Below are 13,240 nucleotides of genomic sequence, written 5' to 3'. Positions count from 1 at the left end.
TATTGTACAATACGCGAGCGGGGACGCTCGCACTACAATAAAAAAAATGCTTTTTACAAAACTGAGATGCTCCCAATAATATCGAGTGCTATCAATCAATATAGGGTGCGTACTCCGCACCTTATTCATAAATAATATCGGGTGTTCTTCGGCGCACCTTATCCATAAATAATATCGGGTTCTACAAATCAATAACGTAGCGTGCGTACTCCGCACCTTACAACAAAAAAAGAATAAATAAATGCGATTTTTCACACCTTTCCAATCTGCAATTCGCAGTTTGGTCTCTTCGTTCCAACAGCGGTTGGCGACTGGATTTTTTGCACCAAATCCATCAGGGCTGCCAAGTTCGTTACCGGCTGACAATCCTGGTGGAATTCGCGGCGTTTGGATACCCAGCACTGACTGCAAAGTTCTCACCTCAAAACAGCGAATTGCTGATGCAATGGACTTTCTCGCCGATACGGGATTTAATACCGTTTTTCCTGTAGTGTGGAACGGGGGTTTTACGGCTTATCCTTCTCAAATTATGTGGCAACAATTTGGGGCGGAAATTGACGTGCGGTATCGCGGTCGCGACCCCTTGGCAGAATTAATTGTTGAGGCCAAGAGAGTTGGTTTAAAAGTGATTCCTTGGTTTGAATACGGATTTGTGAGTTCTTACAATCGCAAGGGCGGTCATTTGCTGGCGAAAAAACCTGAGTGGACCGGCCGTGATGCCAGCGGCAATTTACTTAAAAAAAATAACTTTGAATGGATGAATTCTCTTGACCTGGAAGTGCAAGACTTTGTGCTGGGGTTGATGCTGGAAGTTGCTAATAATTATCCGGTTAACGGGGTACAAGGAGACGATCGCATTGCGTTCCCGGTAGAAGGCGGTTATGACGAAAAAACGGTTAAACGCTATCGAGAAGAGTGCGGTAAAGCAGCACCGTCGGATTGTAAAGAGCAACATTGGGTGCAGTGGCGTGCTAATATTATTACTGAGTTTGTAGCTCGTTTACACCGAGAAGTGAAAGCTATTAATCCTGATTTGTTGCTATCGATGTCGCCGAGTCCTTATGACTGGGGGCTGGTGGAATATTTGCAAGATTCTAAAGCTTGGGTTGACAAAAATGTGGTCGATCTGTTTCACCCGCAGTTTTATCGCCGCGATTTTAATGCTTACAAACAATTGGTCGATAAAATGATTTCGGGACAGCTTAGCGGGCAGCAAGTAAAGTGCGTGTCGCCCGGTATTTTGTTGACTAATCGAGGCAGTAAATATAGCATAACTCCCGAACTGTTGTTGCAAGTAATTGCTTACAACCGATCTTGCGGGATTCAAGGAGAAGTGATGTTTTTTTACGAAGGTTTGCGAGATAACGATAACGCTTTGGCTAAGGTTTTGAAAAAAGGGCCCTATGCTCGTTGAGAGATTGTCCCGCAATCAAGCTGTTTCCGGTTGGCTGGGTTCAACGGAGCCGATCGCTATTTCAAACCAAGTTGGTATAAAATGATATAGCCTTTCTCAATAAGCTTTTATGAACAGGCAAGATGCCTGTTCCACAAAGAGTGGATTTTATTATTGTGGAACAGGCCGAAAAGCCTGTTGCTGACGCCTGTTCCACAAAGAGTGAATTTTCTTGTGGAACAGGCATCTTGCCTGTTGCGGACAATGGTGCAAGATGTGAGTATAAAATGGTATAGCAGAGCTAGGCCAGTTAAAAATCCAGCGATGCCAAGCAGCAAGCGCTACTAATTGTCAAGCCGATCGCCCAAACAAACCCCATAATTAATAATTGGGGAGTTGCAAAAACAGTGGAATAAGACATATTTTAGAAGTGGTGCAAGCTTTTTTTTAGAAGTAGAGTTTTGTAGACGCCATATTTTTTTATACAGACCGTTTAAAAGAGCAATCTCAACCGCTCGCCAAAATATTAGGATAAATCAGTGACCTCAGCAGCAAGCCTCATCCAACAGCTACCCGAACTCAGCGATGCTCAATTCCATCAAAAATATTTGAAACAAAAACAAGGGATGCACACCTTGGCAACTATATTGCCGCAAGTAGAACAGCAAAGTCTGGCTTTGCGGGCAGTAAAATTAGCTCTAAAAGTAAATTTAAAACTCGGCTCGAAGCTAGCAGGAACGGTAAAGCCAGAATTTCAAATAGCCACAATAAAATTAATCGACAAAATCCCCACTTCGCCCCTGCTCAAAATTCAACTGCTGGCCCTAACAAGTTCGGATATGGCAATTCCGATACTGGTGGCCGCATTGAACCACAAAGAAAGTGCAGTGCGCCTTGATGGGATTCGGGCGATCGGGAAAATCGGCTCCGAAGCAGCAGTAATTGAATTAGCCCGATCGCTCGAATCCAAAGATTCCCAAATCCAAGCTTGGGCTGCTTGGGCTTTAGGAGAAATTAACTCGAAACCAGCCGCCGTAGCACTGCTCAAAGCCATCAAACACCCAGAGTCCAGAGTGCGCGCCTGGGCTGTTTGGGCCTTGGGCAAAATTAACCCGAAAACAGCCGTCCCCGCGTTGCTGAAAGCCCTCAAACACCAAGACTCCGAGGTGCGCTGGCGGGCAGCCGTCAACTGCGGGAAAATCGGCGTCTCTGAGGTAGTTCCCGGGCTGCTGAATGCCCTCAGAGACGAAAATCACATCGTCCGCGCTAGGGCGGCGGCGGCTTTGGGGAAAATCGGCGATTCTGAGGCAGTACCCGGCTTAGTAGAATTGCTTCACGACGATCCAGACTCCTATGCAGTTTCTTTGAGGGCTGCCGAGGCTTTGGGACAAATCGGCACGGAAACGGCTGTGGCGGGGTTGGTGCAAGCCCTCAACCATGACGACTCAGACGTGCGCGGCAGTGCCGTTTCGGCCTTGGGGGAAATCAGCAGCGAGGTGGCTGTGGTGGCCGTAATCGGGTCGCTCTCGGATCGAGATATTTTCGTGCGCGGCAGGGCGGCGGTTGCCCTTGGGAACATCAATACAGAGGGAGATGCGAAATTGCCAAAAATGGTGGTCGCGGGACTGGCGAGCGCAATTGGCGACAGCGAATCTTATGTGCGGTGGAGAGTTGCTGCTGCTTTGGGCGAAATTGGGACAGAGGAAGCTGTGGCAGGTTTGGTGCGACTGCTGGGGGACGAAAATTCTGGAGTGCGCCAAAAGGCTGTTAAATCCCTCGGTCAAATGGGCTCAACGGCTGCTATTTTGGCTCTGGAAACAGCTTTAAATCGCGAATTTGCTGACGTTCGTGCGCTGGCTGCCCAATACTTGGCGGATGTCAGGACTGAGGCAGAAACAGTTGATTTTGATCCCTCTGTTTCCCCAGATTTATCGGATCAAAAACTGCCGAAAATCCTGATTGCTTCGCAAGTAGAAGCCAGCGAATACATTGTCGATCGCGCTGCGCGACGCGAGATTAAATACCTGATCTCGATCGGCAGTCCGGGTGTGCCCGAACCCAAAAATTTTCATCAAATCCCGAACCGAATGTGCCTGGAGTTTAACGACCTCGACACCCCCGTTGACGACCCGGATCAAATCTTGCCTACCGTTGAGGATGTAATGAAAATTATTGATTTCGCCCTTAAAATGTCGTCGCAGGGAGGCAGTTTGCTCATCTGTTGCCAAAGTGGGATCAGCCGTTCAACGGTCACAGCTTTGACTGTTTGTGCGGCGCTGTTGGGTCGTGGCAAAGAACGGGAAGCTTGGGCGTTGGTGCTCGCCGCCAGACCCCAAGCCAAGCCGAATCGCTGGATGCTACACTTGGCAGATGAAGCTTTGGGTAGAGACGGTAAGCTAGCACTGGCGATCGAATTGACTACCGTAACTGCAGAACTCGCCAGTGGCAAAAATTGACCGAAAGCATTCAGGATACCCGCCACGTGATTCATTCCGAAAGCAGACTCAGGACCGGTGAAATAAAAAACCTGTATCCGATGAAACTTGCCGAACGTATTTATCCGTGGGGTCCATGCTTCAATTCTAAAATCTAAAATCTAAAATCTAAAATCTAAAATCGATTGACTCGCAGAAACCGGGTTTCTTTTCACAAGACCTACAGTTATACTCAACTAACGAGACTTCACCTCAGACTTGTCTTTGCGGGGCAACGATGCCAAAAGTCGATCGCCAGGGTGCAAAAGTTCGATCGGCTGCTGCATTTGTGACATTCTGTGCTAGGAAGTTGTCGGATGCTCAACAAAAACCGTCAAGCAATCGTCGCATTGCTGGCTGCCAAAGTCCAAAGCGAAGGAATCGGGTGCATTGTCAACAGACAATATCAGCTTTGGGCGAATCACAGGCAAAACAGGTCTGAGAGAATTTTCTGCCTGTAACATTCCACGCGGGGATAATTCACTGCGGGGATAAAGTTTTATTTTTTTGCCTGCTGCAGACTTTTACGAGTGGAAAAAGTAATTTGGCAACATTCATCAACAGCCTAATTATCTCTTAGACATCAACCGAATTTAAGTTTCTCCTCTGACTCGACCAGAGTTTCAGATGCTTTTTCGCAGATGTCTACCGTCAAATAGACAAGCTTTTCCGTTTGGAGAACTTAAGATCGTGATAGATTTTAACAGAATACAGGGGTTGCATATGTCAAAAATTAACTTGCTAAAAAAAACAGGACACGAAGCAAGTTTCTCGGTTGCCGTTTGGGAAGACCAGGGGGAATTGAATCCAGAATTAGAACCATTTAACCCGCCGAAAACAAACGTGAAAACGCGAAAGGTTAATCCAAAAGATACCAACTTAGGTAAACAGATGCCAGTTTTAATTTCGGAAGAAGTGGCTTTTGTAGAAACCGTAAAAACAAAAAAAATTACCCATAATTTGGTAGAAAAATTATCCTTGAAAGTCCGCAAAAGTTTGCCCTCTAAAATTGGCGGTTTGCCTATCCATCAAAAAATTGGCTACGGGTATTTGCTGGCAATAGGAATCGGGTTTTTGGGTTCGCTGAGCGGACTGGTGATTGCCGATTACTACCAAGGACAAGGATTAAAGCAATTCAATGATGCTCACCTACAAGCGCAATTGCTCGGCAATTTTAAAGAGGCAACCCTGGCGGCCCAATTGCAGGGTTCACAGCTAGATTCTTTTGTAGATAATTCGGTCAAGCTAAAACAGCAAGAAGAGCAGTTGGTTAAGAGTATTGTTAAGGCAAAAAATCTGCGTTTGCATATAGAAAAGTTTGCCGACAGCCAACCCGCTTGGCTGGCAGCAAAACCGGAAGTTATCAAGTTTTTAGTGCAAGATTGCACGAAAAGTTTAGAAGCCTACGCCGATACTCTCAAGTCAACTGTGCAGGAAATCCAGCAATCGCAACTATCGCCTCGGGACGTAGAGTCGGCCCGAAAATTGCTCGCAATCGAAAGCGGAGAAGGTGTAAAACAGCTCAACAGCAGCCTGGAAGAATTGAGCAAAATCCTGGATATTGCCCAGCAGCAAGAGGGCCAAGGCGGTGAAGTGATGGAAGAGGCCCAAGGAATGGAAAAAGCCATAATTATTATTAGTATGCTGCTGTCGGTAGTGGTGGCTGGAATACTGGCTTACCGGACGAGTCGGGCGATCGCCCAACCTGTTATCAGCGTCACTCAGGTGGCCGAACAAGTAGCCGCTGAGTCTAATTTTGACTTGCGAGCACCCGTCACCGGACAAGGCGAAATCGGCTCTCTGGCGGCCTCTCTCAATCACCTAATCGAGCGGGTTTCGGGACATACAAAAGAATTAGAACAAGCTAAGGAAGTCGCCGTCGCCGCTAACACTGCTAAAAGCCAGTTTTTAGCAACTATGAGCCACGAATTGCGGACGCCTCTAAATGCGATTATCGGCTACAGTCAACTACTTTCAGAAGATGCCCAGGATGCGGGATTTGATGAGTTTGTACCCGACTTGCAGAAGATTGAACAAGCAGGGGCGCATCTGCTATCTTTGATTAACGATATCCTTGATTTGTCAAAAATTGAAGCGGGAGGTATGAAACTCGAAATCCAGGAGTTTGACATCGAATCACTGGTTGATAATGTTGCGAGTGCCGCGAAACCGTTGATAGAGAAAAATGGCAATGTTTTGGAGATTGAGTGCGATCGAACTGTGGGCATAATGCACGCAGATTTCAAAAAAGTGCGCCAGGTTTTGATACATCTGCTTAGTAATGCTGCGAAGTTCACCAAAAACGGCAGGGTGAAACTGAGTGTCAGGCGCATTGCAGGAAGTGGCAAATTGAATGCCGCAGGGCGATCGGCTATTGACAATTCAATGGTGGCCGATGAAACTCCTTCTGGGGCGATCGCTTGTCCCCTGCTAAATGTTGAAGAGTCGGATTGGATTTGTTTATCTGTTAAGGATACCGGAATTGGAATGTCGGAAGAACAACAGCACAAATTGTTTGAAGCTTTTGTGCAAGCTGACTGTTCAACAACGCGACCTTACGACGGCGCCGGATTGGGGCTGACACTTAGCCGCTACTACTGTCAGATAATGGGTGGGGAAATTTTGGTAGAAAGCCAAGAGGGGAAAGGGTCTATTTTCACTGTGCGGATACCAGCGGGAAACGGGTGATGTGATGTTTGGGCGAGAGATGTAGGGGGTGGGCAGAGGGGCGAAAATTTATGTTTCAAACCTCTGGCTTGATGTCGAAATGTTTTAGTCTTGTCAGTGGGGGCGATCGCACTCTATTAATTCTAATTGGTTATTTTGCCAATTCAAACAGCACAAGCCGCTTGCTGCTGAGCTCCAACCTAAGTCTATGCCGATAAATTTCATATAGTTCTGGACGCAGGGGTGGTCAGAAACCGGGTTTTTTTGCCAAATACTTCGTTACAGCCGGCAAAAACCGCAAAAAACCCGGTTATGAAGGCTTTGATGCGTCCACTCAACTTTTCTCCTGTTTCTCATCGGATGGTGGGGACTGTTTTTGCATTTGTTTTTGGCGTTCCCTCACAGCTTGTTCCAAAATGAATGCTGACAAGCCGCTGATTGAACGGCGTTCCTCATTTGCCCACTCTTGAAGTAGGTCATAGATTCCTTCTGCTATGGAGGTTGATACACGTTTAGCCATTAGAGGGTAATTGTTTCTTATTTAAGCCGATCGTCATTGTCGAGTATTTTAGACAATTTTGTCGAATATGCAGCACAATGCTGCTTTTGCACAGCACTATGCGCCCGATCGCGCGCGCATGAATTAGCAATAAAAAACTTCAGCCCTCAGTTTGTTTGAGAGAGCTCACGCCCCAACTGCACTCAACTCTTCTCCGGCTTGTCATCCGATGGCTGGGGCTGTTGTTTCATTTCCTTTTGCCGTTCTCTGGCTGCTTGCTCCAAAATGAATGCTGACAAGCTGCTGACTGAACGGCGTTCTTGACTTGCCCACTCTTCAAGGATGTCATGGATTCCATCAGCCAAATAAGTGGTTAAGCGTTTGGTCATCAGAGGCTCAGTATTTTCTTGTCTACGGTAATCGTCATTGTGCTGTATCTGCGCTATCTTGTCGAGTTCACGTCATTTTCGACACACATATGTAACGTTTAAGTGGTATGTTCTTAGAGAGTCAAAAGCCAGCGCTGAACTTTTGCAGGGCCCGCGCTGGCTGATGGTTCCCCAAATACAAGGAGACAGTCCAAATAAAAGGAGACTATTACTATGGTAAAGCCTGTGAGCGACGGCAGCGAATATAACCGTGGCTACCAACAAGCTTTGAATGATTTTGGCATCACGCAACTGCTGTCGGGTATCGGCAGCTACTCTGATGAGGATTTTGAGGCCGCGCGCGCCCATGAATCAGCAATAAATTCAGTCCTCAGTTTGTTTGAGAGAGCTCACGCCCCAACTGCACTCAACTCTTCTCCTGCTTGTCATCCGATGGCTGGGGCTGTTGTTTCATTTCCTTTTGGCGTTCTCTGGCTGCTTGCTCCAAAATGAATGCTGACAAGCTGCTGACTGAACGGCGTTCTTGACTTGCCCACTCTTCAAGGATGTCATAGATTCCATCGGCTAAATAGGTCGCTAAGCGTTTGGTCATAAAAGATTCATTATTTTTTAGTTTAAGCCGATCGTCATTGTGCTGTATCTAGACCATCCTGTCGAGTTTAGCTCATTTAAAGCATATATGTATGCTATATTCATGCTATAATCTGAACAAGTCAAAAGCCAGCGCGAGCCCTAGGAAAGTTCTTCGCTGGCTGATGGCTCCTAAATAAGCAAGGAGACAATTTCTATGGTACAGCCTGGAAGCGACGGCAGCGAATATACTCGCGGCTATCAACAAGCTTTAGATGACTTTGGCATCACGCAACTGCTGTCGGGTATCCGCAGCTACTCTGATGAGGACTTTGATGCCGATCGCGCGCGCATGACTGGGCCAGAGCTCGAAAGCTTTGCGGTGTTTCTGATTCTGCGCGTCGGGGCGAATCTCAAAGGTAGTACGATCGCCCGCTACCTCAACACTCTCAGAAAAGCAAATTCTCCGACGATCGCCGATCGCCCTGCGATCGAACTCAACTCAAATTCGCGAGGGAAAACACCTGAAAAGTCAAAGGGGGGCGATCGCAATTCTTGGGCGATCGTCCGAATTTTACCGAATGCTGAGCACTATACAATTGCGCGTTTTGTCAACCGCCAAGATGCGGACGATCGGCGGAGGGCTTTGTGTCGGTTTATTCCAGGGGGTGTGTTTGAAGTTGTGTGCGATCGGGCTTAATCAATAAACACAAATCCCGTAGGGTGTACTAAATCCAGATCCCCCTAAATCCCCCTTAAGAAGGGGAGTAGGGGTTGACTTTGTATCTCTCACTTGTTGTTGAGTTTTGATCCCCCTAAATCCCCCTTAAGAAGGGGAGTAGGGGTTGACTTTGAATGCTCTTGTCCCCCCCTTCTTAAGGGGGGCTAGGGGGGATCGAGATTATTTTGGCATCCAATCAACCCGCCCCAAATTTATTTAGACGGTTTAGAAGCTTCGGGACTTACAATTAACAATTGATCGCCGGATTGACTTTGTTGAATAGCCATCACTGGCGGGCGAGCTTTAGGGTCTTTTTGCTGTTCTTTTGTTAAAGCTGGAAACAGATAAATCCAGTTCCCTCTCTCCAAAAGCAACCGCCAAACTCTAGGTTCTTTGGGATTATTGATATCAGTATAATCTCTTTTGCTCAAATCTGCAAATAAACCTGCATCGCCGATCGCCTTAAATCCTTTGGGGTCTAGTCGGAGTGTTGGATCGTCGAGTTTTCTGCCTAAAGCAATGTTGTCTTGTTTGCCGATTAAGGCAACTGCGGGTAAAGAGGAATTTTCCCCGGCATCGCGTCGGGCATCGGCAATACCTTGGTGGTATGCTGACCAAAACAACACTAGCAATACCCAACCGACGATGATAATTTCGTCAAGGAGCGATCGCAATAATTTGATCGAGTTATATCTATTGACATTAAATTGTTGCCAAGAGTTCAGGATGCGGTAAAGCCACGGGAATCTTCTGGCGTAAGTAGAGGAAAGCCACCGTGTAATTGTTCCATTAATTTTAGCAGCAACTGTCTTGTTTATACTATTAAGCATCCACAAACTGAGGTAAATTGCGAGGGCTGTCAGCAGAAGGGCGATCGCACTTCTGAATATTGTCCAGCCATCGCCTAAAAATACCTGAAGCGGTACTAGGAAAAATGATTCTACTGGTAAATCGAGGGTAATTACATTTAGCTGAAAGCAGTAAAAATAAGACCAGCGATAAATCCAGCCGGTGAAAAACAAAGCGGCACCGAGTAAGCCAACAACACTGGCAAAGTTGCCTAAAATATTCGATTCGGGAGTAGGTTGGGGAGAAGCAGTCACGGAATCACCTTCAAGGGATGTGGAGTACAATTTTAGGACAGTAGCACGGGTAACGCTTATCCTTGAAGGGGGTCTAGGGGACGATGAAACGCAGAACACTTTCTTTTCTAGTTGTAGCACTTTTTACGGTAACAGCGGGTATGGCTGCACAAGTTAATGCGGCCAGTCAGGAAGTCCAGAAACAGAATTTGCCATCCGTACAAGCACAGGCTAACGCTAGTCAGCCGATACCCGTAGCGTTGCCGACGCAAGCGGAAATTGTGATGAAAGGGGGCGGAAAAAGAGACGGTCGAGTTGTGCAGCTTGACGAGAAAGTGCAACAATTATGGATACAGCTAGGACAGGAAAAGCGATCGATCCCGTTGGGTCAAATTGATAAAATCGTGTTTTCCAAAAATGCGGTGGTTTATCGCAGTAATGGGGAGCAAGTTATTCGGGGCGCACTCCCGCCAGCTACTAGCACTCAAGCCAAATGGAATGGCATTCCCATAAGTGCTTTTGAGCTGAAAGATGCTGTTAAAGGTCAAGCTGTTGTGAATTTGGGGCCGCCTGTCGTGAGTCGAGGGCAGTTGCGGGGGATTTTGGGAGTATCGAAAGATCGGCAATTTTTCGTGGATGAAATGCAGTTTGATGTGCAGAAAAAGACGATGACAATTGCAGCAACTCCGTATTGAGTCCGTCGCGGGGCCAGAAACCGGGTTTTTTTTAGGAAAATATTTCGTTGCAGCCTGCAGATTCGGTAAAAAACCCGGTTTCTTTCGTCTGAGTGCGTAAGTTCTGTCCGCCACTGTTTGGCTGCGATCGCGATTTCATTTAAATATCTGACGGTTTTGACGAGCCATTAGAAGATTTCAAGGATTAAAAGATTCTGCGTTTGATGCCTATCCTATTAATCGAATTGGGTCAAGTATAAAAATGATGAAACGATTTATCAGCAGTGTTTTGGTTTTGGGTGTGTGTCTGACTCCTCTCACTGTGCCAGTGATGGTACAACCTAGTTGGGCGCAAAGTCAAAATCCACAGGTTCAAGAAGTACAGAGACTTATAGGGCAAGCAAGGCAACAGCAACAGCGAGGACAACCGCTACAGGCAATAGAAACATGGCAGCAGGTTCTAGCTATTGGGCGACAATTTAAAGAGAGAGAACTTGAAGCCGTAGCACTCAATAGCATTGGTTTTAACTACAACAGTATCGGACAGCCGCAAGAGGCTTTGAAATACTTTAACCAAGTTTTGCCAATTAGGCAGGAAGTCAATGATCGCGCCGGGGAAGCTGCTACTTTGAATAATATTGGTTTTAACTACAACAGTATCGGACAACCCCAAGAAGCATTGAAATACTACAACCAAGCTTTACCGATTCGGCGAGAAGTCAATGATCGCGCCGGGGAAGCTGCTACTTTGCATAATATTGGTTCTGCCTACAACAGTATCGGACAGACGGAAGAGGCTTTGAAATACTACAACCAAGCTTTGCCAATTATGCGGGAAGTCAATGATCGCGTGGGTGTTGCTACTATTTTGAATGGTATCGGTGTAGTCTACGATAGCATCGGACAGTCGCAAAAGGGTTTGAAATATTACAACCAAGCTTTGCCAATTATGCAAGCAGTCGGAGATCACGCAGGTGTTGCTACTACTTTGAGTAATATCGGTCTAGTCTACAACAGCATCGGACAGCCGCAAGAGGCTTTGAAATACTTCAACCAAGCTTTGTTAATTAAGCATAAAGTCAATGATCGCGCAAGTGTTGCTACTACTTTGAATAATATCGGTGTAGTCTACAACAGCATCGGACAGCCGCAAGAGGCTTTGAAATACTTCAACCAAGCTTGGCCAATTACGCGGGAAGTCAATAATCGCGCGGGTGTTGCTGCTATTTTGAGTAATATTGGTGCAGCGTACCGAGATACGAGGCAACCGACTCAAGCGATCAAAAATTGGGAGCAATCCGTCAAAATTACTTTAGAAATGCGGAGTAGTTTACAGCAAGAAAATAGGCAAAAGTTTTTAGCATCTCAAGGAGCAACAGCGATCGCCCTCACCTCCCTTCTCATCGAGGAAAACCAAGCCGATCGCGCTTTCCAATGGATCAACATCGCCACCACAGCCGATCTCGCCGACTACACCCGCTTAATTGACGCCAAAGTAGCCAACCCCCAAGCACAAAAAGCCATTGACGAGTGGAATCAAAAAAATCAACAACTCCAATACCTCCGCCGCCAACTCCAAGACAAATTCTCAGAAAATCTCTCCCGACAAATGCGGGAATTAGACACAGAAGTCAACCGCAAAGCAGAAGAAATCTCCCGCCAATTCCCAGAAGTCGCCGAACTCTTTGAAACCACACCCAAAGACATCGCCCAACTGAAAGCAAGTATCGCACCCGATACCGTTGTCATTCAACCCGTCTTGCTCACAAATATCGGAAATGTCGCCAATACCATCGCCCTATTTGTCTTGACAAAAGACAGTTTAAGTGTTAAAAAAATCCCCATCGACCCCACAGAATTCTACAAACTCCTCACTCAATACCGCGAACAACTGCAAAATACTGGCGACACTAACTTCGCCATAACAGGCAGCAAACTCTACGACATCTTGATTCGTCCGATCGAAGACCAAATTAAAGCTACTTCCGCCAAACAATTGAGCATCATCGCCACAGGAAAACTGCGCTACATCCCCTTTGAAACCCTGTATGACGAACAAAATGATGAATTCCTCATCCAGAAATATCCCGTCAACTATCTCACCCGCATTTCCACAAGGTCAATTCCCAATTCGACTTTACAAGGCGGAGTCTTAGCATTAGGAAATCCCATCCCCCGTGCTCCGCAAAATTTATCCGGTTCGGAAGAAGAAGTTAGAAATATCGCTCAATTATTGCCGCGAAGTTCCGCCTATATCGGCAATGCCGCCACCCTCGATCAATTCAAAACTCAAGCACCCCGCTTTCCTTTTTTACACCTAGCAACTCACGGCTGTTTCCAACAGGGAGGCTGTCAACAATTGGGCATGGAGGAAAATACACTGCTATTTGCTGACAGCCAATTCAATATTCGCGATGCTGCGTTATTAGGATTGCAAAACACCAGACTCCTCACCTTAAGCGCGTGTCAAACTGCTATGCAAGCTAATTCTAACGGTGAAGAAATATCGGGAGCTGCATATATATTTGAGCGTGCGGGCGCACAAGCGGTGATGGCGAGTTTGTGGAGTGTTGATGATTCCGCTACTAAAGATTTGATGGTTGAATTTTATCAAAATATCAATAAAGGGATGAGTAAAAATGAAGCATTGCGGCAAGCTAAGTTGAGTCAAATTGATCGGCATCCGTTTTATTGGTCGCCGTTTATTTTAATTGGGGATGCGCGGTAGTTACTAACAGGCAGAACAGTTAACCCGATCGCATTTCCAGATG

The 13,240-nt window shown here is 46.5% G+C and carries 13 protein-coding genes; 8 read left to right on the top strand and 5 right to left on the bottom strand.

Features of this window, described 5'->3' with window-relative positions; genetic code table 11:
• Window positions 1-241: 241 nt before the first annotated feature.
• From QUB16_RS08025 to QUB16_RS08015, 3 genes are all read left to right on the top strand, one after another.
• A complete protein-coding gene (locus QUB16_RS08025) occupies window positions 242-1,414 on the top strand; it encodes a family 10 glycosylhydrolase (protein ID WP_333315353.1) in 1,173 nt (390 codons plus the stop codon).
• A 122-nt stretch (window positions 1,415-1,536) separates the two neighbouring features.
• The gene (locus tag QUB16_RS08020) at window positions 1,537-1,689 is read left to right on the top strand and encodes a hypothetical protein (RefSeq protein WP_333315350.1); all 153 of its coding nucleotides are present in this window, start codon (window positions 1,537-1,539) and stop codon (window positions 1,687-1,689) included.
• Between the two features lie 243 nt (window positions 1,690-1,932).
• A complete protein-coding gene (locus QUB16_RS08015; protein ID WP_333315349.1) occupies window positions 1,933-3,849 on the top strand; it encodes a HEAT repeat domain-containing protein in 1,917 nt (638 codons plus the stop codon).
• A gap of 320 nt (window positions 3,850-4,169) precedes the next feature.
• Here QUB16_RS08015 and QUB16_RS08010 read toward each other — a convergent pair whose 3' ends face one another.
• The gene (locus QUB16_RS08010; RefSeq protein WP_333315347.1) at window positions 4,170-4,331 is read right to left on the bottom strand and encodes a hypothetical protein; all 162 of its coding nucleotides are present in this window, start codon (window positions 4,329-4,331) and stop codon (window positions 4,170-4,172) included.
• Between the two features lie 259 nt (window positions 4,332-4,590).
• Here QUB16_RS08010 and QUB16_RS08005 point away from each other — a divergent pair, with 259 nt between their 5' ends.
• Complete coding sequence (locus tag QUB16_RS08005; protein WP_333315345.1) at window positions 4,591-6,555, top strand: HAMP domain-containing sensor histidine kinase; 1,965 nt, start codon at window positions 4,591-4,593, stop codon at window positions 6,553-6,555.
• A 313-nt stretch (window positions 6,556-6,868) separates the two neighbouring features.
• Here QUB16_RS08005 and QUB16_RS08000 read toward each other — a convergent pair whose 3' ends face one another.
• Entirely contained in the window at window positions 6,869-7,054 is a 186-nt protein-coding gene (locus tag QUB16_RS08000) for a ribbon-helix-helix domain-containing protein (RefSeq protein WP_333315344.1), read from the bottom strand.
• Between the two features lie 182 nt (window positions 7,055-7,236).
• Complete coding sequence (locus tag QUB16_RS07995; protein WP_333315342.1) at window positions 7,237-7,422, bottom strand: ribbon-helix-helix domain-containing protein; 186 nt, start codon at window positions 7,420-7,422, stop codon at window positions 7,237-7,239.
• Between the two features lie 213 nt (window positions 7,423-7,635).
• On the opposite strand from QUB16_RS07995, the gene QUB16_RS07990 reads away from it, so the two are divergent.
• The gene (locus QUB16_RS07990; RefSeq protein ID WP_333315340.1) at window positions 7,636-7,914 is read left to right on the top strand and encodes a hypothetical protein; all 279 of its coding nucleotides are present in this window, start codon (window positions 7,636-7,638) and stop codon (window positions 7,912-7,914) included.
• On the opposite strand, the gene QUB16_RS33535 is transcribed toward QUB16_RS07990, so the two are convergent.
• Window positions 7,829-8,014: a ribbon-helix-helix domain-containing protein gene (locus QUB16_RS33535; RefSeq protein WP_333108588.1), complete on the bottom strand. Its 186-nt coding sequence runs from the start codon at window positions 8,012-8,014 to the stop codon at window positions 7,829-7,831. The two genes, QUB16_RS07990 and QUB16_RS33535, sit on opposite strands and share 86 nt — an antisense overlap.
• A 195-nt stretch (window positions 8,015-8,209) precedes the next feature.
• On the opposite strand from QUB16_RS33535, the gene QUB16_RS07985 reads away from it, so the two are divergent.
• Window positions 8,210-8,692, top strand: a complete 483-nt coding sequence (locus tag QUB16_RS07985) for a hypothetical protein (protein WP_333315338.1) — start codon at window positions 8,210-8,212, stop codon at window positions 8,690-8,692.
• A gap of 233 nt (window positions 8,693-8,925) precedes the next feature.
• Here the strand turns inward: QUB16_RS07985 and QUB16_RS07980 are convergent, their stop codons facing one another.
• On the bottom strand, window positions 8,926-9,816 hold the full coding sequence (locus QUB16_RS07980) for a hypothetical protein (RefSeq protein WP_333315336.1): 891 nt from the start codon (window positions 9,814-9,816) through the stop codon (window positions 8,926-8,928).
• Between the two features lie 83 nt (window positions 9,817-9,899).
• On the opposite strand from QUB16_RS07980, the gene QUB16_RS07975 reads away from it, so the two are divergent.
• Window positions 9,900-10,490: a hypothetical protein gene (locus QUB16_RS07975; protein WP_333315334.1), complete on the top strand. Its 591-nt coding sequence runs from the start codon at window positions 9,900-9,902 to the stop codon at window positions 10,488-10,490.
• 241 nt (window positions 10,491-10,731) lie between these two features.
• Complete coding sequence (locus QUB16_RS07970; RefSeq protein ID WP_333315333.1) at window positions 10,732-13,197, top strand: CHAT domain-containing tetratricopeptide repeat protein; 2,466 nt, start codon at window positions 10,732-10,734, stop codon at window positions 13,195-13,197.
• Window positions 13,198-13,240: the final 43 nt, after the last annotated feature.

Origin of the sequence: Microcoleus sp. D3_18a_C4 (assembly GCF_036702415.1) — a bacterium.
Classification (GTDB): domain Bacteria; phylum Cyanobacteriota; class Cyanobacteriia; order Cyanobacteriales; family Microcoleaceae; genus Microcoleus.
This window is presented reverse-complemented; position numbering and strand designations above follow the sequence as displayed.